At 55.3% G+C, this 22,186-nt stretch carries 17 protein-coding genes; 10 read left to right on the top strand and 7 right to left on the bottom strand.

The genetic code is table 11. The annotated features are described in order from the left end of the window. The first annotated feature begins 55 nt into the window (after window positions 1–55). Window positions 56–1,057, top strand: a complete 1,002-nt coding sequence (locus tag SB764_RS33340) for a YqaJ viral recombinase family protein (RefSeq protein WP_410866000.1) — start codon at window positions 56–58, stop codon at window positions 1,055–1,057. A 15-nt stretch (window positions 1,058–1,072) separates the two neighbouring features. Then, complete coding sequence (locus SB764_RS33335) at window positions 1,073–2,002, top strand: hydrolase or metal-binding protein (RefSeq protein ID WP_410865999.1); 930 nt, start codon at window positions 1,073–1,075, stop codon at window positions 2,000–2,002. Window positions 2,003–2,209: 207 nt separating this feature from the next. Here the strand turns inward: SB764_RS33335 and SB764_RS33330 are convergent, their stop codons facing one another. Together SB764_RS33330 and SB764_RS33325 are read right to left on the bottom strand one after the other, a co-directional pair. After that, the gene (locus SB764_RS33330) at window positions 2,210–3,136 is read right to left on the bottom strand and encodes a Kiwa anti-phage protein KwaB-like domain-containing protein (protein WP_410865998.1); all 927 of its coding nucleotides are present in this window, start codon (window positions 3,134–3,136) and stop codon (window positions 2,210–2,212) included. Beyond that, the gene (locus SB764_RS33325) at window positions 3,136–3,690 is read right to left on the bottom strand and encodes a hypothetical protein (protein ID WP_410865997.1); all 555 of its coding nucleotides are present in this window, start codon (window positions 3,688–3,690) and stop codon (window positions 3,136–3,138) included. The genes SB764_RS33330 and SB764_RS33325 overlap by 1 nt, the downstream gene beginning before the upstream one ends. Window positions 3,691–3,963: 273 nt before the next feature. Between SB764_RS33325 and SB764_RS33320 the strand changes: the two genes are divergently transcribed. From SB764_RS33320 to SB764_RS33285, 8 genes are read left to right on the top strand one after another with little or no spacing between them, the layout of a single operon-like run. Then, the gene (locus SB764_RS33320; protein ID WP_410865996.1) at window positions 3,964–5,805 is read left to right on the top strand and encodes an N-6 DNA methylase; all 1,842 of its coding nucleotides are present in this window, start codon (window positions 3,964–3,966) and stop codon (window positions 5,803–5,805) included. Then, window positions 5,802–7,184 (top strand): restriction endonuclease subunit S, encoded by a 1,383-nt coding sequence (locus tag SB764_RS33315; RefSeq protein ID WP_410865995.1) that lies wholly within the window; start codon window positions 5,802–5,804, stop codon window positions 7,182–7,184. Before SB764_RS33320 ends, SB764_RS33315 begins: the two co-directional genes overlap by 4 nt. Continuing rightward, window positions 7,181–8,002 carry a DUF3883 domain-containing protein gene (locus SB764_RS33310; RefSeq protein ID WP_410865994.1) on the top strand — a complete coding sequence of 274 codons (822 nt, stop codon included), beginning with the start codon at window positions 7,181–7,183 and terminating at the stop codon, window positions 8,000–8,002. The genes SB764_RS33315 and SB764_RS33310 overlap by 4 nt, the downstream gene beginning before the upstream one ends. A 2-nt stretch (window positions 8,003–8,004) precedes the next feature. Next, complete coding sequence (locus SB764_RS33305; RefSeq protein ID WP_410865993.1) at window positions 8,005–11,082, top strand: type I restriction endonuclease subunit R; 3,078 nt, start codon at window positions 8,005–8,007, stop codon at window positions 11,080–11,082. Between the two features lie 31 nt (window positions 11,083–11,113). Next, on the top strand, window positions 11,114–11,539 hold the full coding sequence (locus tag SB764_RS33300) for a DUF3293 domain-containing protein (protein WP_410865992.1): 426 nt from the start codon (window positions 11,114–11,116) through the stop codon (window positions 11,537–11,539). 18 nt (window positions 11,540–11,557) lie between these two features. Continuing rightward, entirely contained in the window at window positions 11,558–12,367 is an 810-nt protein-coding gene (locus SB764_RS33295) for a hypothetical protein (protein ID WP_410865991.1), read from the top strand. Further along, a complete protein-coding gene (locus tag SB764_RS33290; RefSeq protein WP_410865990.1) occupies window positions 12,358–12,954 on the top strand; it encodes a hypothetical protein in 597 nt (198 codons plus the stop codon). Before SB764_RS33295 ends, SB764_RS33290 begins: the two co-directional genes overlap by 10 nt. A 47-nt stretch (window positions 12,955–13,001) precedes the next feature. Next, entirely contained in the window at window positions 13,002–13,613 is a 612-nt protein-coding gene (locus tag SB764_RS33285; RefSeq protein WP_410865989.1) for a PolC-type DNA polymerase III, read from the top strand. Between the two features lie 75 nt (window positions 13,614–13,688). On the opposite strand, the gene SB764_RS33280 is transcribed toward SB764_RS33285, so the two are convergent. From SB764_RS33280 to SB764_RS33260, 5 genes are all read right to left on the bottom strand, one after another. Beyond that, window positions 13,689–14,252, bottom strand: coding sequence for a hypothetical protein (locus SB764_RS33280; RefSeq protein ID WP_410865988.1), 564 nt, complete (start codon window positions 14,250–14,252; stop codon window positions 13,689–13,691). Between the two features lie 157 nt (window positions 14,253–14,409). After that, a complete protein-coding gene (locus tag SB764_RS33275) occupies window positions 14,410–15,498 on the bottom strand; it encodes an endonuclease NucS domain-containing protein (protein ID WP_410865987.1) in 1,089 nt (362 codons plus the stop codon). Between the two features lie 406 nt (window positions 15,499–15,904). After that, on the bottom strand, window positions 15,905–18,808 hold the full coding sequence (locus SB764_RS33270) for a DUF927 domain-containing protein (RefSeq protein ID WP_410865986.1): 2,904 nt from the start codon (window positions 18,806–18,808) through the stop codon (window positions 15,905–15,907). Between the two features lie 494 nt (window positions 18,809–19,302). Beyond that, window positions 19,303–20,058, bottom strand: a complete 756-nt coding sequence (locus SB764_RS33265) for a hypothetical protein (protein WP_410865985.1) — start codon at window positions 20,056–20,058, stop codon at window positions 19,303–19,305. 348 nt (window positions 20,059–20,406) lie between these two features. Then, complete coding sequence (locus tag SB764_RS33260) at window positions 20,407–21,999, bottom strand: ABC-F family ATPase (protein WP_065060123.1); 1,593 nt, start codon at window positions 21,997–21,999, stop codon at window positions 20,407–20,409. Between the last annotated feature and the right edge of the window lie 187 nt (window positions 22,000–22,186).

Raw genomic sequence — 22,186 nt, 5'->3', positions numbered from 1 at the left:
CTTAGCCCGGTTTGAACTTCGGTTCGCCGGGCTTCTTTCATTGAAGGAGCAAAACATGAGCATTGCAACACAAACGAGAGGCCCGGCCAAGCGACGCCCTGCCCTCCGGCTTGTCGAAACGAAATCGCTGGCCCGCGACGATTGGCTTGAGGTGAGGAAATCCAGGATCGGTGGAAGTGACGCAGCGTCGGCGGTCGGCTTGAATCCGTACAAGTCGATGCTGGAGTTGTGGCTTGAAAAGACCGGGCGAGACGCCGATCTCGACAAGCCCGATCCGAAGGATACGACAGCGCCCGTCTACTGGGGAACGCTGCTCGAACCAATCGTCGCCGCAGCCTACACACAGCAAACCGGCAACAGGGTCCGCAAGGTCAATGCCGTGCTTCGGCATCCAACCGTACCGTTCATGCTCGCCAATCTCGATCGTGAAGTCGTCGGCAACAGCGCCGTTCAGATTCTCGAATGCAAGACCGCCGGAATCAACGGAGCAAAGCTGTGGCGTGACGGCGTTCCGGAATACGTCCAACTACAGGTTCAACACCAGCTCGCCGTGACCGGCAAGCAAGCTGCTCACGTTGCCGTTCTCTTGTGTGGTCAGCAGCTCGACGTTCATCGCATTGAACGCGACGATGAGTTGATAGCCAAGCTGATCGACCTCGAAGCTCGTTTCTGGCAATACGTGGAGAGCGACACTGCGCCACCCGCTGATGGTTCGGATTCGGCGGATCGTGCTCTGCGTTGCCTGTTTCCCAGAGACGCAGGTAGCACGGTTGATTTCTCCGACGACCGCACGCTTTCGGCGACGTTTGCCGATCTGGTGACGGTCCGGACCGAAATCGAAGCCCGGGAACAGCTCGAATCGCAGCTCAAGCAGAGCCTGCAACAGGCTATCGGCGACGCCAGCCGGGCGATCTTCGAGACAGGCGAAGTGTCGTTCAAGCGCAGCAAGGACGGAACTGGGATCGACCTCAAAAGCCTGCTCGCCGATCACCCCGACCTCGGCGCGCAATACGCCATGACAAAACCCGGCTCACGCCGGTTCCTCGTATCAGTCTAGCCCAAGGAGGCAACTATGTTGAAAGGTCTTGCGATCACGCCGCCTGTCATTGGGCGGATCTCCATCGGTCGAGTAGTCGAAAAGAACGGCAAACGCTTGCCGGAGAAGGACGACCAGTTCACGATCACGACGCAGATCCAGAATCGTGAAGGCTGGGTTCTGCACCCCTTCGACGAAGCGCTACGCAAGGGAAGCGGCACCGGCAAGCTTCGTTCGATTCCTGTCAGGATGCTCTTTAACAATCCAGACCTCAATCTGCGAGCGGAGTTTTCTCTCTTCGACCGTGAAACCGGACGGCCAGTTTGCGTCGGCAATGGCGAAACCTGCAAGCGTGTGACGGACGACGGCATCGAAGCGTTGCCATGTCCATCACCAGACGGCTGCCCGTTCGGACAGAAAGGTGGTTGCAAACCCTATGGCAGGTTGAACGTCGTGATCGGCGACGACGACGATCTGGGCTCGTTCGTTTTCCGCACCACATCATTCAACTCGATCCGCACGCTGGCGGCAAGACTTCGGTATTTCAGTGCCGTTTCAGGCGGCTTGCTGGCGACGATGCCACTGGAATTGAAGCTGCGAGGGAAATCGACTACCCGGAGCTACCGCAGTCCGATCTACTACCTCGATCTTGTCGTCCAGTCGGGTTTCACACTTCAGGAGGCCATCGCTCGTGCCCGAGAACTGGCCGACGAACGCAAAGCTGCGGGCTTCGATCAGGCTGCACTCGACGAAGCGGCGAGACTGGGCTTCGGCAATGGCATGTTCGAGGAAACAGGCGACGACGTTCCCGCCGTGGTCGAAGAGTTCTATCCGGAAGCCGACGACAGAAGCGACTACGGAGCAGATGCCGAAGCTGGCACCAGCTCGGGCGACTCCCCCACCCCTACGAGCCTGAAGGCCAAGCTTGATCGCCGGGTGGCAGCGAGGCGGGAGGACGGGCAATGATTCTGCTGAACGCCTTCCTCGTCCTCGTCGTTGCGCCGACCGGTGTGATCCTCGTCGGCGTGGTCTGGCTGTGGCTTGGCCGGAAGATCCTGATCTGCCTTTTCGGGCGCTAAGCGCTCGTTTTGCTCTTGCGTCGGCGAGAGCTTTTTAGCTGAGTTACGTCCAGCACGATCTCACATAAAATTGCGTTGACAATGAATCCATTGATCACTGGGATTTCGGGGAATTTTGCACTTGCCGGCGAGACGCGGCGACAAAGGCCTTCGGCGCATCATCAGTCAGTGAGGTAACGTACCTCCGATTATCTAAAAGCTCCAACAACGCCAATTCATGTCCAATCAATGGGCTAATCCTATCATCCTCTGTTGCCTCTATTTGGATTCCGAGCTCCGCACACGCGGACGCTAATTTAATTTTACTAAACCTCGCCAAATCGTCACGAGCCGAAATGGAGGAAATAAGATGAGCTCCACGCTTGTGCGTGGAAACATAATCCCGCAATCGATCCAAAGCCAAAAACGAAATAGATTTTCCGATCCCAGTCAGTCTCTCGGCCGCAGCAGCGGTCGCAGCCTCCCCAACCTCTGCAACAAACGCCAACGTATTCGGTCGAATAGCGAATACTTCTGTGGGGGTTATAATAAGATCAAAATCTCGATCAAGCTTAAAAACTGGCTTCTCCATAATGGTGAGACTGTCATTTACCCAGCTCACCAATCGGCCATGCGCCGACGCGAGACCTTTAAAATGCTGCGCCTTCCTGACAGCAACGAGACTCCGTTTTTGATCATCGATTACTTTATATAGATAATATGAAACCCGTGAAATATTATTGATAACGTCGCTATCTTGCGCCACTCCAGTAAGTTCAAAAAGCATTCTGAGATTCGCATATTCCTCAACAGCCAAAGACGCCCTAACCATCTCTTCGGATGCGTATTTTTCGGCCAACTCATAGATCGGAATATCTTCATGAGCAATGGCCTCAAACCGAGTTACGGTGTCTTCCAACATTGACTGAAGGCATGCCTGAACCGTTTTATCAACAACCAATTGCGAAAATTTATCTTGATCACCGAAAGCCACGAGCAGCTCCTGGTGGCAAATGGCTGAAAAATCAAAATCAAAATCCATCAATCCTCCGCATCAATGAACACGTCGTGACTCAGTCGATAGCAAATAACCAAATCACCAGCCTCTATGCAATCTCGTTTCGTCAGTAAAACAATCGTTGACGATTTGCGCCCACTACCGTCGCTAACACGACGCACAACCGTAAACGTCCGATAACCGAGAATAGCAAAGAAAACATTTAAATAATGAAGATTCGAGAACCAAAATAGCATCACAACCAAAACAAATGCCAAAATCACGGCGATTAGTTCCCGAATCGATCCGACACTCGCCCCATACATCGCCAAGAGCACAGCAAGAAGATATACGACCAAATGCTCTCGGTGGTCAGTGGCTTGCTGCACCTCTGCCTGGGCTGTGAGTTTTTGTTGCTTGACTATATACCAACGGAGCCATACTACTCCATTGGGAACGATAACAAGCACAGCAACTGATATCCAAACACTCACCTCACTAAGCAGAGGTACACCTCGAACGCCCCAGATAATTACTAGTGGCGAAAAGCTAGCAATGACAAAAAGTAACCTCAGAAACCGAAGCGGCTCCCTTTTCATGAATGCTCCAAATCTTCGGCGATTGAAGTGAACTCTATCGCTATATTATTAGAAAATACCAGCTACGGGAAATATTGAACTAATGGGACTTTCCCGAACTTGAGAGCTCAACAGTTTTCAAGGCTCATGCGGTACAGACAAGATGCGGGAAAAGAGAAAATGCCTCACGATCCGCATCGTGCCGGTAATGTGCCCACCACGTCCCTCCACCTCACCTGATGAATCCCGCCGAGCCTTATAATTCCTACCATTCCGGACAAGCAGGGGCAAGCCGTGGCAGCAAACTTCAACGAAATCGCATCGTTCATCTGGTCGGTCGCTGACCTCCTTCGGGGCGACTACAAGCAATCCGACTATGGCAAGGTAATCCTGCCGTTTACCCTGCTCCGGCGTATGGACTGCGTCCTCGCCCCCACCAAGGCCGCTGTGCTCAAGGAGTTCAATGCCAAGAAGGACATGGGCATCGAGCTGTCGCCGTTCCTGACCAAGAAGGCGGGACAGACGTTCTATAACTCATCGCCCTTCGATTTCGAGAAACTGCAGGGTGATCCTGCGCAAATCAAGGCAAACCTGACGGCCTACGTCAACGCCTTCTCCGAGAACGCCCGGGATATCTTTGAGCGGTACGATTTCCTCAAGCAGCTCGATAAGCTCGACGAAAGCAACCTGCTGTTCCTCGTAACGCAGAAGTTCGCAGGCATTGAACTTCATCCAGAACGCATAACCAATGCAGACATGGGACTGCTCTTCGAAGAGTTGATCCGGCGCTTTGCCGAGCTCTCGAATGAGACTGCCGGTGAGCACTACACGCCCCGGGAAGTCATCCGACTGATGGTCGATCTGCTGTTCACGATGGATGATGATGCGCTGAGCAAGCCTGGCGTCGTCCGAACTGTCTACGACCCCACGGCTGGCACGGGCGGCATGTTGTCGATCTCTGGCGAGCACCTTCGAAACCTGAACCCCGACGCCCGCCTGGTCATGTTCGGACAGGAACTGAACGCCGAGTCGTATGCAGTCTGCAAGGCGGATATGCTCATCAAGGGCCAGGACGTCGGCAACATCGCATTCGGCAACACACTTTCCGACGATCAGCATGCCGGGAAGGATTTCGACTACATGCTTTCCAATCCGCCGTTCGGCGTCGAGTGGAAGAAGGTCGAGAAGGACGTTCGAAAGGAGCATGAGCAACGTGGCTATGAGGGCCGGTTCGGTCCCGGACTGCCTCGTGTATCGGATGGCAGCCTGCTCTTCCTCATGCACCTGTTGTCCAAGATGCGCCCCTACGACAAGGCGAAGAACCAAGGCGGCTCTCGTATCGGCATCGTGCTAAACGGCTCGCCGCTGTTCACGGGCGGAGCTGGCTCAGGTGAATCCGAAATTCGTCGCTGGATCATCGAGAGCGACTGGCTAGAAGCTATCGTTGCGCTGCCAACGGACATGTTCTACAACACAGGCATCGCCACCTATGTCTGGATTCTGACGAACAAGAAGAGCGCCGACCGCAAGGGCAAGGTCCAGTTGATCAACGCCGCCGAGTTCTATCGGAAGATGCGCAAGTCTCTGGGCAGCAAACGCAAGGAATTCGGCGAGACTGACATCAGCACGGTTGTCCACATTCATGGTCGCTTCGAGGAATTGCGTTACGTCAAAGTTACGAATGCTGCCGGGGAGGTCCAATCTGAGGGCGTGTTTCCTGCAAAGGACAAATTGCCCGAGCAACCCGAGGGCGGTAAGGTCGAATCTTGGATGGTATCCCGTATCTTCGACAATGCGGACTTCGGCTATTCGGCGATTACCGTTGAGCGCCCGCTTCGTGACGAGAACGGCGAAATAGAGCGTGACCGGAAAGGCAAGGCGAAGGCTGACGCTAAGCTGCGTGACACCGAGAACGTTCCCCTCAAAGACGACATTGAAGCGCATTTCATGCGTGAAGTGCATCCGCATGTGCCCGACGCGTGGATCGACGAAGACAAGACGAAGGTTGGCTATGAGATTCCGTTCAATCGTTTCTTCTACCAATACGTTCCGCCACGTCCGCTGGAAGTGATCGACGCTGAGCTCAAGGCAGTCACGGGTGAGATTCTGGCACTGCTGCAAGAGGTGACTGAGTGAAGCTCAAACCCTATCCCAAATACAAGCCGTCCGGCGTGGAGTGGCTGGGTGATGTGCCATCGCATTGGTTGGTAGCCCCGTTTAAGTGGCAGATTGAGCGCAATGATGGCGGAGTCTGGGGCAATGACCCATCTGATGACGAAGGCACTATTGTCCTTCGCTCCACAGAGCAGACTGTTGATGGGCATTGGCAAATCGAAGAACCTGCGAAGCGGCTACTCACTGACGCCGAGCGAGCTGCAGGTCTCCTGTTTGAAGGTGATCTGCTAGTCACAAAGTCCAGCGGTAGTGCACTTCACATCGGAAAGACCACTATTGTCGACACTGAGATTGCCGAGCTGCATTGCTGTTATTCAAATTTCATGCAGCGGATTAGGACAAAGCGCACCTTAGTACCGCAGCTTGCCTGGTATTTGATGAATAATCAGCTCGCCAGACTACAGTTCGACTATTTGTCTAACTCGACGACAGGATTGGCGAATCTTAATGGAACGATGATCGGGCAGCTTCTCTCTACGACTCCACCAGTGGAGGAGCAATTTGCCATTGTCACTTTCCTCGACTGTGAGACCACCAAGATCGACACGCTGATCGCCAAACAAGAAAAGCTGATTACACTACTTCAAGAAAAGCGTCAGGCTGTGATCTCCCACGCCGTCACGAAGGGGCTCGATCCCGATGTGCCAATAAAACCGAGCGGCGTGGAATGGCTGGGGGATGTTCCGGAGCATTGGGGCGTAAGCTCCCTTAAGCGAGATATCGACTTCATTACGAGTGGCTCCCGTGGATGGGCGGAGCACTATGCCGACGAAGGAAGTATTTTCATCCGAATCGGCAATCTCACCCGCGACCACATAGATCTCAATCTTACCGATCTGCAATACGTAGATGTACCAACTGGTTCTGAGGGGGAGCGTACCCGGGTACGACAGGATGATATATTGGTTTCAATCACCGCATATTTGGGTTCGGTGGCAGTCGTCCCCGTCGGTCTCGGTGAAGCCTTCGTTAGTCAACATGTCGCTCTAGCTAGACCTCTGAAACGCAAACTGCTACCTCGCTGGATTGCATACACGGTGCTATCTGCTGTCGGGCAAAATCATTTTGCAGCTCAGGGTTATGGTGGCACCAAGATTCAACTTAGCCTCGAGGACGTTCGAACCATCCCGATGCTTACGCCAACACTAATGGAACAAAATGCGATCGTTGACTATCTCGATAATGAAGTGAACAAGATTGACACTCTCATCACCAAAGCCCAGCAAGCTATCGAACTGCAAAAGGAGCACCGCGCTGCTCTGATCTCCGCCGCTGTGACGGGCAAGATTGACGTGCGAGGCTTTTTTGAGGCGGACATGGGTACGGAGAAAGCAGCATGATGGATCCGTTTCTCCATCTCATCGAGAATGAGCGACTAGTCGACATCGAGTACGTGACAGATGCTCCAGAAGAGACCGTCAGTCCCCGAATCACCTACGACCATGCCGGTCGGCCCTATGTCTATTGCCAGAAGGAATCAATTCCTTTGGCAACTTTCATGGAGCGCTATGCAAAGGGTGAACAAGGCATGTGGCTTGCCGCTTACCGCCCAAGCAACGGCCGTCAGACGACCATTACGTTCGCAAAGGCAGATCGCCTCATCATCGGAAGAAGATTTCTTGATGCAGTTGAGGCCGAACGAAAACGTCTTCTTTCCATGTCGGACGAACGGCAATCCGTATCATTGTTGCCATCCGACGGAGAACGCCCTGCCCGAGCCGCCAGGGCGGTCTCGCTTGTCGAACTTGAGCAGAGACTAGCTCTACAACGGGAAATAGGCCAGTTAGGCGAAGATGCGGCGTATCGTTACGAATATGTGCGCCTGTATAGCTTGGGCTGTGCCAACCCTGTCGATCATATTGTCCGTGTCTCTGAAAGCGACGTCGGCGCCGGCTATGACATGCGCAGTATGTTTGAGGGGGAGACACGGTACATTGAAGTCAAGTCCTCCAGTTACCTCTCGGACGCCTTTTATATCTCTGAGAATGAGCGGGAAACTCTTGCTCAATTAGGGCGGAGCGCTTTCATATATCTCTGCAAAGTGGATCGACAGGAACCGAAGAACTCCACGGTGGTTAGGGAAATCTGCGACCCAATGAATCCCGATACTGGGATTGTTCTTGAGGCCGTCGCTTACAAAGCTACACTTGGCGAATAGCGATGAACGCTCCAAAACACCAAGAAATTCACTTCGAGTCGGACATCGTTGCCCACCTCACTGCCAACGGTTGGCTCGACGGTGATCCCGCCAAGTACAACCGTGAACTGGCGCTGTACCCCGAAGATATCTTTGCGTGGTTGCAGGAAACGCAGCCGAAAACGTGGGAACAGTTGAAGGCGGCGAAGAACGATAAAACGGAAGCCGCACTGCTCAACCGCCTCGCCCAGGTACTCGATACCGATGGTTCGCTGTCCGTTCTTCGACATGGCTTCAAGGACGTATCGACCAAGTTCGAGATGTGCCAGTTTCGCCCCGCGCAAGGCATCAATCCCGAGACTCTGGAGCGATACAGCAAAGTTCGTTGCCGGGTCGTCCGCCAGGTTCGCTATAGTCTCTCGAACGAGAATGCCATCGATCTCGTGTTCTTCGTCAACGGCATTCCGGTTGCCACGGCTGAATTGAAAACTGATTTCACCCAGTCGATCGATGACGCCAAGAAGCAATACCGGTTCGACCGAATTCCCCGCCCTCCCGGCGCCAAACGGGAAGAGCCACTGCTGGCATTCAAACGGCGAGCACTGGTGCACTTCGCCGTGTCAACGGACGAAGTCTGGATGACGACGAATCTCAAGGGCAAGGATACGTTCTTCCTGCCGTTCAACCTCGGCAATCACGGAGGCGCAGGCAATCCCCCCAACCCTACCGGCTACCGGACCTCGTACTGGTGGGAGCGCATCCTTCAACGAGACGCTTGGCTCAATATCATCGGCCGCTTCGTTCATCTGGCAAAGGAAGAAAAGCGGACGCTCGAAGGCAAGAAGCAAATCCGCGAGTCGCTGATTTTCCCCCGCTTCCACCAATGGGAAGCTGTGACGGAACTGCTCGCCACCGCAAAGGCTGAACAGGCCGGTCACAAATACCTGATTCAACACTCGGCCGGCTCGGGTAAGTCGAACTCGATCGCGTGGCTTGCTCACCAGCTCTCCAACCTGCATGACGACGCTGACAATAAGGTCTTTTCGTCTGTCATCGTCATCACCGACCGGACGGTGCTGGACCAGCAGTTGCAGGATACGATCTACCAGTTCGAGCACAAGGCTGGCGTTGTCTGCAGGATCACAAACGAGGGTGTGAAATCTGCAAAACTGGCGGAAGCGCTGAAGGATGGCGTGCCGATCATTATCGTCACTATCCAGACTTTCCCCTTCGTTCTCGAAGCGATTCAGGCCGAGACCAGCCTGACGAATCGCACATTCGCCATCATTGCAGACGAAGCTCACTCGTCCCAGACCGGTGCGGCTGCCAAGAAGCTCAAACAGGTTCTCACCACTGAGCAGATCGCCGAGGGCGAGGACGTCTCCGTAGACGAACTGCTGACGGCCGACATGGCTGCGCGGCCGGACCAGAAGAGTCTGAGCTATTTCGCATTCACCGCGACACCTAAAGCGAAGACGCTGGAAATGTTCGGTCGCCGTCCTCATCCCGAACAACCTGCATCGCAAACGAACAAGCCCGAGGCATTCCACGTCTATTCAATGCGCCAGGCTATCGAGGAAGACTTCATCCTCGACGTGCTTAAAAACTACACGCCCTACAAGCTTGCGTTCAAGCTCGCTCACAACGGCAAGGATTATAACGACGAAACCGTTGACCAGAGCGAGGCAATGAAGTCGCTGATGCGATGGGTTCGGCTGCATCCCTTCAATATTTCCCAGAAGGCCCAGATCATCGTCGAGCACTTCCGCTCCAACGTAGCCTGGCGACTGGACAGCCACGCGAAAGCGATGGTCGTCACGGCATCCCGCAAGGAGGCCGTCCGCTACAAGCTGGCTGTCGACAAGTACATCAAGCAACAGGGATACAAGGATCTCGCCACGCTAGTTGCATTCTCCGGCGACGTAGATGATTCCGAGAGTGGTCCGCAGCCCTTCTCCGAAATCAACATGAACCCCGGCTTGAAGGGCCGTGACCTGCGGGAAGCGTTTGACACCGACCAGTTCCAGATTCTGCTGGTCGCCAACAAATACCAGACCGGCTTCGACCAGCCCAAGCTCGTATCCATGTACGTCGACAAGAAGCTCGCCAACGTTGCTGCCGTACAAACGCTTTCCCGCTTGAACCGCATCTATCCCGGCAAGGACCAAACGTACGTGCTCGACTTCGTGAATGCGCCGGAGGACATCATCGCAGCGTTCCAGCCGTACTACGAGACGGCCGAGCTGGAAGATATTAGCGATCCGAACCTGATCCACGCCCTGCAAAGCAAACTTGACGCTGAACTGATCTACACACCAGAAGAAGTCGAGGCGTTTGTCATAGCGTACTTCAAGGGCCAGCAGAAGGACATGCAGGCCAAGATCGCTCCGGCAGTTGAACGTTTCAGGGTGCGCTGGAACGACACCGAGGCTGAACGTGACAAGGAAGCCAAGGACGGTCTCGTTGTTTTCCGGCGTGACGTCGGTGCATTTGTGCGAGCCTATGATTTCCTGTCCCAGATAGTCGATTTTGGCGATACGGAACTGGAAAAGCGCTCGATTTTCCTGAAGCACCTGCTCCCCCTGCTGAGAGAGGTCCGCACTGATGCCGGCGTCGATCTCAGTGAGGTGAAACTCACGCACTACCGACTGTCGAGCAAGGGACAGCAGGACATCAAGCTTGTGACCGGCGCAGAAGACGCCAAGCTCAAGCCGCTGACCGAACTCGGATCAGGCAAGCCGCACGAACCCGAAATGGTGCTGCTGGCGCTGGTCGTCGAAAAGATGAATGATCTGTTCGAAGGCGTGAGCGAGACCGACGTTCTCCCCTTCGCCTTGCATGTTACCGGCACGATGATGGAGAGCCAGACGCTCGAACAGCAGGCCGGAGCGAACTCGAAGGAACAGTTTGAGGCCAGCCCCGATTTCAAGAACATCATGATCGAGTCAGTTGCCGATGGCCTCGACAAGTACACCGACATGGCAAAGCAGGTTCTCAATAGCCCGAAGCTGCAAGATGAATTTGCGGCCTTGATTAGCGGGCTTCTTTACGAAAGGTTTGCCAAGCGACGAGCCGATTCAGGTCCAGCCGCGTCTACTTGAAGCCCGATCTCAACCGACGACCTCATTGGCCATGACCATAACTTCAGTCATCGACCCCGCCATAATCCAAGCCTATCGTGAAACGCATTTCTGCGTCGAAGGCGATGCTCCGCTAACGCTGCGGATCGGTGAGAAGAATGAGACTCTCTCTGCCTTGCACAAAGCGTCAGGTGCCACGTCGAGCGCCTTCGTAACCGCCTGGAATCCGTACAGCCGGAGATGCGACGATGAAACCAACGCCGACCTGCAAAAGAAGCTGATCGACGAGCTAACCACACGCAGTCTGTGCTTCGTCAACGGTGTCGGTCGTCACCCGGCGAGTGATTGGGCTGAGCCGAGCCTTCTCGTGCTGAGGATCTCGCTTGAAGCTGCGAAGGAACTGGGAAATCGATACGAGCAGAATGCAATCGTCTGGTGCGGAGCGGATGCCGTGCCAGAGTTGGTGTTGCTTCGATAAATAAACTCACGGCATGAAATGTTAAAAGCCATTTTGCACGGGAAAGCAGGAAGAGCGGTTCTGGCCGGGGGAGTCGAACAGAGCTGGCGAGAGATATTCCGACAGCGAGAGGATCTGCTGACGGCTACCTTCTTTGGACGATTGGCGTATCTTTCCGACGCTGGCAAGCAACGCGTATTGAAGCTGCTTGCCCCCGGACTTACGGAAACCCTCGGGCCGATGGAATCCATCTCGTTTTGGCCAAGGCTAACCGGCCACGCTAAACGTTCGTTTGTTGAGCCCGATGTGCTGATCAATTACGCAAACGTCGCATTTCTGATTGAAGTCAAGCCGCCGTTTTCCGGACAGCAATCGTTTGAACAGTGGAAAGCGGAGATTGAAAGCCTCGTTCTGCAAAAGGAACGAGAAAATTCTGAATGGATGGTTCCAGACAAAATCTGCTTTGTTGCACTCGGCCGCAATATCAAAGACTGGAAAGCGACTGCTACCGCCTTGGAAGCCGAATATGCTGACTACGGCCTATCCATTCACGCGGTTGAGTGGCATGACATCAATCATGGCATAACTGCGTTGCTTGATGCCGAGGAAGGCCACGATGCATTCATATATTCTGATTGGATCGAGGCGTTTTCGCTATTCGGCCTGATCGATCGTCCAGCACCATTCGAAGGGATGTTGCCACTGGCAGGAAAAATTTCGTCTAGCTGGCCTCATTTTTTTAAAACTACAACACCGCCTCAAATCAGTACCGTTGATGAACAGGTCGATTGGCAATCGATCGTGGGGCTCACCAACCACAGTACCTTGGAACCTAAATTATGGGCTTGAATCAAGCAGCTGCCGAAAAAATGGTTGAGCAGCTTCAATTTGCTCATCGGATTTCAGTAGCATTTTACAAACGTTTTCTCCCAACGCTAGACAATATTGCTTCCGAGCTAGGTTGCCAGTTCCGTTATTGGGCACCCTTGCACACGAACATGCCGGGCCGTGGCACTACTCAGCCCAGTACAAAATGGGCTTGGGATTACGCCCCTCTTTTTGCCTTCAATCAGGTCTACTGGCGAACCGAAGGCATCGAAGCCCAACCGTCCGATATGGGTCTCAGCTTGTGTACGTATGTGGACGACGGCTTCACTCCCGAGAATCGAAAGAAGAACGGGGTTGTCGGTCAGCCTGATGCCGTGACTTTGCCGATAGGGAGCGGTGTACTCCAAGCGTATATCTTCCGTCCGACGAAGCCTTCTACGCGCCCATTCAGTGAGCTTTGGGACGAAACTGGGGATCCGAGCGGTGATAGCGGCCAAATCGAAACGGTCGGAGAACACATGCAAGCGATTTGGTTTGAATGGCCATTGGCGGATGTTCTCGTCGACACAAAGCCAATAGTAGATACCCTCAAAATGTATGCTGGGTGAGCATTTGTGTTGCGACACTTGAAATTCAAATGTTTGCGATATAACAAATGCAAACCGTCGCCGTACTGGACTTCGAAACAACCGGGCTTTCGCCGAGCATGGGCGACCGTGCTACCGAGATTGCCGTCATTCTTCTGCGAGACGGTCAGATCGTTGATCGTTACCAGAGCTTGATGAATGCAGGCAGGCGTGTCCCGTCTGATGTCATCGCCCTCACTGGCATCACGAACAACATGATCGCCTCCGCTCCTCCGGTGTCGAAAGTGATGCCGGAAGCCGCGGCTTTCGTTGGAAGCCACCCGGTCGTTGCCCACAATGCGGGCTTCGACAAGCGATTCTGGCAAGCAGAACTGGGGCTACTGAGTGTGTCAGCGGAGCATCCCTTTGCTTGCACGATGCGCGTTTCGAGGCGCATCTACCCGCACGCTTCGAGCCACCGCCTATCAAGCTTGGCCGAGATGCTGCGATTGCCAAAATCGGGCCCTGCTCACCGGGCGATGGTTGATGCGGAGACGGCCAGTCACCTCTGGTTGCTGCTGCAACGGGATATTGCTAAGGACTACAGGCTAGATCAAGTCGATCACGGGCTCATGGCCCGGTTGCAGAAGACCAGCAAGGCTAAGGTGGCGACGTTTCTGGGTTCGTTGTCTAACGACTGAGCCCGCAAAGTCGAACAACCTAGTTTTCCCGATCCCCATGTCGGAGCCTTCCCCCGGAGGTCGAGCGACCACTCCTTACGGCGAACGCTTTAAAAGCTCGTCAAGCTTCTCGCTCTGCCAGAATACGATATCTAGATCGACTCGAAAAATGCTCTCCTGCTTGGCCACTTCCGATGCAACATTCTGAAAATACACATTTTCATGTGGCTTTAGATATTTTATTTTTGGCCACACCCCTACTTTTTCTGAAGCAAGCCTAGCAAGACCATCGTAACAATGACGATCCATCGGGAGTTCCAGCCACTCGTGGATGTGCTCAACGCCGTAATGATCTGATAGAGTGCGATTATATACAACGTCTCGAAGAAATATATTCAGTGCCTTCCGGGCAGCTCCCCAATTTCCCTTCCCAGCGTCAGGAAAGCTATTGGCGAGTCTCTTGGTGTATCTATCCAGCATTTTGCCGAATTGCGCCTCGGATTCGACGTTGAAATCACCGATTGCCACGGATGAAGCCAGAAACCTCCTTGCACAATCGACCATTCCTGGAGCACCTTGGCTTCGAAGAGTGGATCTTCCGATTGCACCAAAGGCCGCTTTTGTGTGCAAGCGCACGATGAATTTTTCCCCGTATGACATTTAAAAATCCTTCCAATACATTCACAAGATATCAATATGGTATTACTATGATTTCACAAAATAGTTTTTAAGAACATACCCATTCACAATACAGTTTATATTCCTGAATCCAGAGCTTGCTGCTCACGGCGCTTGCCCCATTCCAGTGACGCGATGATTATGCTCCAAATGTCTGCTGAAGGAACTTGAGCGTCGCTTCATCACGAAGTTTGCAGACAACGTTTTGATTTGCGAAGATTTTGGGAAAGGTCTTCGCTTGATCCTTTCCGACGGACTTGAGCCACCTAACGCCAACGACGTATTCCGATAGTTCCTCATTGTCGGAGTTTTCGTCAGGATACTCGGCCTTCAAACCGGCAGAGAGAAGAGCAGTCTGCGTGTCGGGCAGTACGTAGTCCCGGATCATCACCGCTGGACTCACAACTTCGCCGAAGCCAACATACCCCAGACCTTTCATGTAGGCGTAGAACTTATCGCCAACAGAGAGGCGCTTCAGAGCCGAGGAGTAGTACGTCCCTTGGCCCGCGCCAATGAAACTGAATTTTCGGTTGTCGTCCCATGTTCGGTGCGGCCCTTCGCCGACATTGACAAACCAGTAGCCCGTCCACTCCTTGATCGCATCTGAGATATTGCGCTGCTTGACTTCCTTCCTTTCGATGTAGTCCTTTGCCTCCGGCAAGGGGACCAACGTTTCCGGCTTGATGAAGAGTTGGTTGTCGGTGTCCAGGTACGGGGCCAGCCTCGTGCACTGAATATCGAGGCCGAATTCCCGCAGCCACAACACCGCGGATATCACCTCCGGGTTGAATTCCTTGGATACGAGAATGATCCGCTGGGTGTTGTTCAGGGCTTCAATGTCGCAAGCGATGAACTCCTCAATCGCTTGAGCTGCCTCCCGTTCGGCGCAACCGAGATACTGCGAGTACTGTTTGAAGATGTCGTCCGGCGAAAACGCCGAGCAGTACGAAGCGTATTTGATTGCTTGCCACTCGACCGAGGATCCGGAATCGTCGCGTTTCAGCTCAATGATGACAAGCGCTGCTGCTCTGTCGATGCAGAGAAGGTCCAGCCGCTTTCCTGAGGGCAGGATAACTTCCTTGCCGATCATCAGCAGACCTTCGCCGAGGATCCCGGGCGTCTTCTCAATCCACTCCTGAATATCGAAGCGCTCCCGAAGGCGAAGATCACCAAAGCCAGTAGGCTTAAGCTCGATCAGTTTTTTATTCTCGATGTCCACCCGAAACATACAGACTCCCAAAACAGAATCAAGTTGGTTGCAACATCCGATGCACAATTTCCTCTGCAATTTGAACTGAATCAATTGCCGATTTTAGCCAGAGGGAAAATAGATACTCATTTTTCAGAGCCTGTGACGCCCGTGACGATGATGTGACAACTCCAGAAACTCGAAAAGCGTTGCCAGACAAGCGATGTGACAAGGTGACGGATGTGACGCGCTAAAAAGGCAAAACCAAGTCTCGGGGAGGCGGAGCGGCAACGGCCAGTAGTCCGCCCTCACCCCGAAGCCCTTTAAGATTGTATTGTTTCCTACGTCACATTCGGCACATTGTCACAACCCTTGATTGACAAGGGTTTGGGCTGGAGAAGTCGCGTCACAGCTACGTCACAAGCGTCACATCCGCATAGTTACGCTACTGCGGCCCCTCAGCGTTCGCCAGCGGCTCGGGGGAGTATCCGACGATCCGTCCACTGATCTTCCACACTCGCATCGAGTCCACGCCAGGCACCCGCACCGACTTGCTGGAATCTCCAAGCAACAATCCATGTTTTCTCAGTACCTCAGCCACGAACTTGTGGTCCAGCCCATCACAAACCCGGGTCTTGAATGCTTCGGGTAGGACGTAGAAGGTCCCGTCTTCCATATTTACGTACCCTGCCCGATTGACGACCGTCCGTGTCTCGTCGAGTTCATTACCGACACCCGGAACGACCCGCTGAAAAGCCGACTGACCGTGCTGCTCGAAGAAGTGCTGGGCCTGCCGCAATGCCTGCACCTCCTCTGCGGCCTGCGTGCCACCCCGCTCCCGAATCCATGCATCGAAGCACCGCTTCATCATCGACGTGGGCGTCCCACTTGGCCAACCTCCGATGCCCGCCTCAACGGCCAGTTCTCCAGCCAGCGCAAGCAATGCGAAACGCTTGGCTGCCCGCGTTACCTGACTACCGCCATCGGCCTGGAACTGGCCCTCGATTTCCCGGAGCCGTTCCTTCAGTTCATCGCCAAACGACTGGTACTGTCCGTTCGCAACCTTGTCCGTCAGAAACATCAACCACTGTTCGCCAGCCACGCCATAAACTTCGCTGGTCGCAGCGTTGAGATGATCTGCCAGGGCCCTGCTGCTCTTGAACCCGTCCAACGACTCGAACAACCCAAGATTGCGCCCTGCGTCAGCCGGGATATTCAGCAGGCGAACGTCCATGCCGGCACGTGCCTTTTTGCCCACCGACTCGATGTGTTGCTGCAATGGAATCTCCCCAGTGGACATGAAGAGAAGCCGCCATTGATAGAGACGGCCACCCGCCCCGGTACGAGTCATGCGAACCTTGCCCTGCCCGTTGCCGAGCATATAAACCGCCTCTCCTGCCTCCAAGGGCGTCGCCTGGTTCATCTCATCGAGCAACAAGACGCAGTCATTCAAGCTCGCCGCGACAGCTTCGAGACCATTCGACGTCGAACGCCACGATCGAACGAAACCCGCGACGCTGCCCCAAACGGATGCCGCTACGCGCATTGCCGTAGTCTTGCCTACGCTGCTTTGCCCGACCAGATGAACACCACCCGGTTCGTTTCCGACCAAATGCAGTAGCGGCCCAGCGAGCGACAGACAGACGGCAAGCATGAGACGGGAATTGTTCTCGCAGTGCCGGCCAATCTGCGCATTCCACTGCTCAAGCGTCCCGCGCTGTTCAAACGCCGCACAGGCCGGCGCATCCGGATCGAGAGCCACGGCTTCCGCCCCCTGCCCGTACACGCGAGTCGCTTGAACGAAGAGAGGTCCATTCCAGCCCACGCTACGCACCAGAACGTGTGTATCCCGCGTGACGGCGTGAGCAAGGTAGTCATGGAACTCGGTCCAGCTGTACACGAGCACGCCGAGATCGCTAAACGTCTCCCGAAAAACCTTGCTATCGCTCAACATCGCCCGCCGGACGATGATGGTTTGCTGCTCGCCATCGGGCTTATGCAAGCACAGTTCGAGGCTCCACCCTTCGCTATCACGATCACGAAGTTGACGGAGAATTTCGACACACGACGACACCTGAACGGGAACCATCTGGTCTCCCTGCTGTTTCCAGGCAGTCACACCGTCCTGAGTTACCTCGTAAAGCTTTCCCGAATGCCACGTCACATGCCCGGAGGCGTCAACGACAGAAACGGCCTGCGTCGTCGATTCGCACTGCTTGGTCCCGATGGGCAGATCGACAGCCGAGCTCGTCAGCAGATCAAATAGAACGGCATTCTCAAGCCCCAACTCCATGACGTCAGCGGCATCCCATCCACGCATAGACTCGGCTTTCTCGGCGTAGTCCCAGCCCTGCACCTCGCAAATGCCATGCATAAGCTTCGCCGGATCGATGCTTCTGATCCTCGTAGCCGGATCTACAGCACGGATCAGCCCGACGACCTGATCCCGATATTTCAACCCTGGCTCGTCGTTATCCGGCCAGATGAGAACCCTTCGCCCAGCCACGGGGGACCAATCAGTCTTGGCTGCTGCCTGAGCTCCGCCTGCCGACGTCACGACACTTCCGATCAATCGCCGCAAAGCGAGAGCCGCCTTTTCGCCCTCTACAACGCAAACCGATTGTTCCGGCCCACCGTCGACCACCGCCCGCAAACCGAACAACGGGCGCAGCCCCTTCGGCATTCCACCGGTCCAGTCCAACGAACCGTCCTCGCGCCGTTCAACATGCAACGTTACGAAGCTCTTCCGACCGTCCGCCTGGCGCAAACGCAAGTGAACGAAACAGAGAGCACCACTCACATCCACGTACTCGTACCGTGCTTCAAGCGCACTGCCTCTGGACACGAAACGGCGCACGTCGAGTTCCGGGCTATCTTCAGGGATCGGCTGCACGAGATCGGAGGAAATAGCTTTCCGGCCGACTATCTGCCGCACCACCGGGGCGGTAACGGCGTTCGAAGGCATCTCGACCTGGCGCCTACTGAACTCCGCCTGCAAGCGCAAAGCCGCCTCCTTCATGCCGCAGTTCCAAACGTACGCAGCGAGCGCAATCAGGTCTCCGCCCCGGCATTCGTCCTCACAAGCGAAATCGCAGAAAACGCCCGTCTCCGAATTGATCTTGAACGAACCAAGATCGTTGTCCCGTCGCCGGGGATTGAAAGCCACGAACTCCTTGCCTTCGTACTTGCCTTCAAGATCAAGAATGTCTTCAACGACCGTGTCGAAGTACTCCAAGGCACGCTTGGCAAGCAGTTCGAAATCCAGTTTTCCGACACGACGGGACGTGGATTGAAATTCCTTAAGATCGGACCCATAAGTCACGACTTGCTTCTCTTTTTGCTTCGACATACCAAACATAAACGAAGAATACGTCTGGCCGGAACGCCCTCCCGCGCTTCATTGCACCTGGGTACAGAGCCAGACTGTAGGCTCGGACAAGGCGTCAATCCCCATCGTCACAGAGCCACTTCGTCCCGTCAGCCTATTCGTGCGCCTGACGACATGTCGTATGTTGTCGAGCTATCAGCGGCCTACTCGCATCGTCCAGTTGTCGTAGTGCGAGCTTCTCGTTGAATGGGGACCCGTGCCCCCACGTCTATCGGCGCAGGAACAGGAAATGAGAACTTCGATTGTTAAAGAGCAGGGTCTAGTTCAAGCCAGCCCCACGTCTGTTTTCGGGGCCTCTCTCGACCGGCGAACAATAGAAGGGGCGGCGACCGCCAGACCACCAACCGAAGGTCATCGACTGGCTATCGAATTATGCGGCGGGACGTGGGAGGAATAACAGGAAGAAAATCGTTCGGGAAAATTTTCCTGACCGGAGCTAAGCCAGTCACGCATGGTTATGCATGTGCCATGCTCCGCAGGACGGTAAGCGTGTCATACGAGAACAGTTGGGCCGCCGCATTGCGGGCTCCCTTCTTCTTCGACTCCAGTGCTTCGGCATCCACGTTCGGAAACAGCCTGCTCCACCGGAACACCGATGGCACGGATTTGCCCGTCATCCGCTCGAATAGGTCGAGGTCATACCACTGTACGGCACGCAGCGGAATCCACCTGTTCCGCGCCTTGTCCATGTAGTCGCCGTTTTGAAAGTCTGTGTCGGGCAACGATGTGAACGAAGCCAGCCAGCCATCCAGCCAGCGGGCGAAATCATCGACGATCTGATCTCTTGGAGCGTCGATCGACACCATTACATGAGCGTATCGCCGGAAGGCCGATTCGGGATTGCGGGCCAGCAATTGGTCCACGACCGCGTCACCGCCTTCGGAACCAAGTGACACCGTGGCCTCGTCGGCGAGACGCCGCAAACGATTGAGATTCAGGGACTTGACCGTCGCCGTGTTGGCAGCATGTTTAGCTCCGGTGTACCGAACGTCGGAGCCAAGCCACTTCAGGGGCTCATCCTTGATCAACTCGAAGACATCGGCGACGGACTCCGGAATCTTGCCGTCAATTGCCCGACGTATGGCAAGACGATCGCCGACGAGGCGGGCCCAGTCCAGAGCTGTGAACGGACTCAGGCTGGCGTATTTGTCCAGCTCGAACCAAGCCAGATCGTCGGCAGTTGCTTCGGTGGTCTTCTTGGATGCGGGCACGGCTCGTCTCCCGGACATATCGCAGGCGCTCCGGATGGACCCCCGCTAACGATGCGAACTGGGAGCCACCCCTTTGTTTTTCAACCGGCCAAGATCCAACTTTCCGGGCGCCTTCCCCTGTTGTTTGGCTCAGGGATAGCTGCCACCAATGCAAAACGGCCTGGAAACTGCCAAGCCGCTTCATGCAGATACCAGCTCCTGTTAGTTGCTGACGTCTTTGCTTACGAGATACCGTCCCTGGCTATTTAAGCCCCCGCCAGAAGCGCACGGGTGACCATTGTCCCAATGGGACAAATCCGTGGGACAATGGTGTCCCATGGATGAGTGATCTGGGACGTCCGCGACGACTCAATGCAGACCCTGGCTCGCCAGGAAGTCCTCATAGTTGCCGCTGTAGTCGTTGATCGTGCCGTTGGTCTTCACTTCGATGATGCGATTCGCCAGGCCGTTCACGAATTCACGGTCATGCGACACGAAGATCAGCGTGCCTTCGAACTTTTCGAGCGCGATCTGCAGCGACTCGATCGATTCCATGTCCATGTGGTTGGTCGGCTCGTCCATCAGCAGCACGTTGTGGCGGCCCAGCATCAGCTTGCCCCAGATCATGCGGCCCTTTTCGCCACCCGACAGCACCTTGACCGACTTCTTGATGTCATCGGCGTTGAACAGCAGACGGCCCAGCGTGCCGCGCACCGACTGCTCGTCGTCGCCTTCCTGGCGGTACTGGTCGATCCAGTCCATCAGCGTGACGTCGGCCGGGAATTCTTCGTACGTGTCCTGCGGCATGTAGCCGATGTTCGCGTTTTCGGCCCACTTCACCGACCCGTTGTCGACCGCCACGTTGCCCAGCAGCGAGCGCAGCAGCGTGGTCTTGCCCGCGCCGTTTTCCCCGATGATCGCGATGCGCTCGCCCGGCTGCACGCTGATGTTGAATTTGTTGAAGATGCGGCGTTCGTAGGTCTTCGTGATCTCGTCCGCGACCACGACGATGTTGTGCAGCTTCTTCTCGAACTCGAAGCGGATGAACGGGTTCTGACGCGACGAGGGCTTGAATTCCTCGATCTTGATCTTGTCGATCATCTTCAGACGGCTGGTGGCCTGACGCGCCTTCGACTTGTTCGCCGAGAAGCGGCGCACGAAGTCCTGCAGGTCGGCGACGCGTTCCTTCGCCTTCGCGTTCGCATTGGCCTGACGCTCGCGCGCCTGCGCCGACGCCAGCATGTAGTCGTCGTAGTTGCCCGGATAGACCTTCAACGTGCCGTAATCCATGTCCGCCATGTGCGTGCAGACCTGGTTCAGGAAGTGTCGATCGTGGGAAATGATGATCATGGTCGAGTTGTACTCGTTCAGAACATCTTCCAGCCAGCGGATCGAATTGATGTCGAGGTTGTTGGTCGGTTCGTCGAGCAGCAGCACGTCCGGCTTCGAGAACAGCGCCTGGGCGAGCAGCACGCGCAGCTTCCAGCCCGGCGCCACGGCGCTCATCGGGCCCTGATGGAATTCCGTGTCGATGCCGATGCCCAGCAGCAGTTCGCCCGCGCGCGCTTCGGCCGTGTAGCCGTCGTACTCGGCGAACTTGGTCTCGAGGTCGGCGGCCTTCATGTAGTCGTCGTCGGTCGCGTCGGGGTTCGCGTAGATCGCGTCGCGCTCGGTCATCGCGGCCCACATTTCGGTGTGGCCCATCATGACGACGTCGAGCACGCGCACGTCTTCGTACGCGAACTGGTCCTGGCGCAGCTTGCCGAGGCGCACGTTCGGCTCGAGGATGACGTTGCCCGAGCTTTGCTCGAGGTCGGCACCGAGGATCTTCATGAACGTGGACTTGCCGCAACCGTTCGCGCCGATCAGGCCATAGCGGTTGCCTTCGCCGAATTTGACCGAGATGTTCTCGAACAAGGGCTTCGGCCCGAATTGCATGGTGATGTTGGCGGTAGAGAGCACAGCGCGTCCCGAAAGTAGATCGACGAAAAACCTGTAATTTTAGCAGGTTATGCCAGTTCGCGCGCGGCTGCCACCTGTCCGTCGACAGGACCGCGCCTCGGCAAATTACGGGAAATTCGTGGCAGATTCATGCTGCGGAGCGTGGCACGGCCGGAATTCGTCCGCGCATCCGGCCCCCAGCGCAACG

Origin of the sequence: Paraburkholderia sp. SIMBA_027 (genome assembly GCF_046535315.1) — a bacterium.
GTDB lineage: Bacteria > Pseudomonadota > Gammaproteobacteria > Burkholderiales > Burkholderiaceae > Paraburkholderia > Paraburkholderia tropica.
The sequence above is the reverse complement of the archived record's forward strand: the minus strand, read 5'-3'. Positions and strand labels throughout refer to the sequence as shown.

Coding starts and splice junctions, on each gene's coding strand:
- SB764_RS33340 (WP_410866000.1), top strand. CDS start 56: ATGAGCATTGCAACACAAACGAGAGGCCCGGCCAAGCGACGCCCTGCC.
- SB764_RS33335 (WP_410865999.1), top strand. CDS start 1,073: ATGTTGAAAGGTCTTGCGATCACGCCGCCTGTCATTGGGCGGATCTCC.
- SB764_RS33330 (WP_410865998.1), bottom strand. CDS start 3,136: ATGGATTTTGATTTTGATTTTTCAGCCATTTGCCACCAGGAGCTGCTC.
- SB764_RS33325 (WP_410865997.1), bottom strand. CDS start 3,690: ATGAAAAGGGAGCCGCTTCGGTTTCTGAGGTTACTTTTTGTCATTGCT.
- SB764_RS33310 (WP_410865994.1), top strand. CDS start 7,181: ATGATGGATCCGTTTCTCCATCTCATCGAGAATGAGCGACTAGTCGAC.
- SB764_RS33305 (WP_410865993.1), top strand. CDS start 8,005: ATGAACGCTCCAAAACACCAAGAAATTCACTTCGAGTCGGACATCGTT.
- SB764_RS33300 (WP_410865992.1), top strand. CDS start 11,114: ATGACCATAACTTCAGTCATCGACCCCGCCATAATCCAAGCCTATCGT.
- SB764_RS33295 (WP_410865991.1), top strand. CDS start 11,558: ATGTTAAAAGCCATTTTGCACGGGAAAGCAGGAAGAGCGGTTCTGGCC.
- SB764_RS33290 (WP_410865990.1), top strand. CDS start 12,358: ATGGGCTTGAATCAAGCAGCTGCCGAAAAAATGGTTGAGCAGCTTCAA.
- SB764_RS33285 (WP_410865989.1), top strand. CDS start 13,002: ATGCAAACCGTCGCCGTACTGGACTTCGAAACAACCGGGCTTTCGCCG.
- SB764_RS33280 (WP_410865988.1), bottom strand. CDS start 14,252: ATGTCATACGGGGAAAAATTCATCGTGCGCTTGCACACAAAAGCGGCC.
- SB764_RS33275 (WP_410865987.1), bottom strand. CDS start 15,498: ATGTTTCGGGTGGACATCGAGAATAAAAAACTGATCGAGCTTAAGCCT.
- SB764_RS33270 (WP_410865986.1), bottom strand. CDS start 18,808: ATGTCGAAGCAAAAAGAGAAGCAAGTCGTGACTTATGGGTCCGATCTT.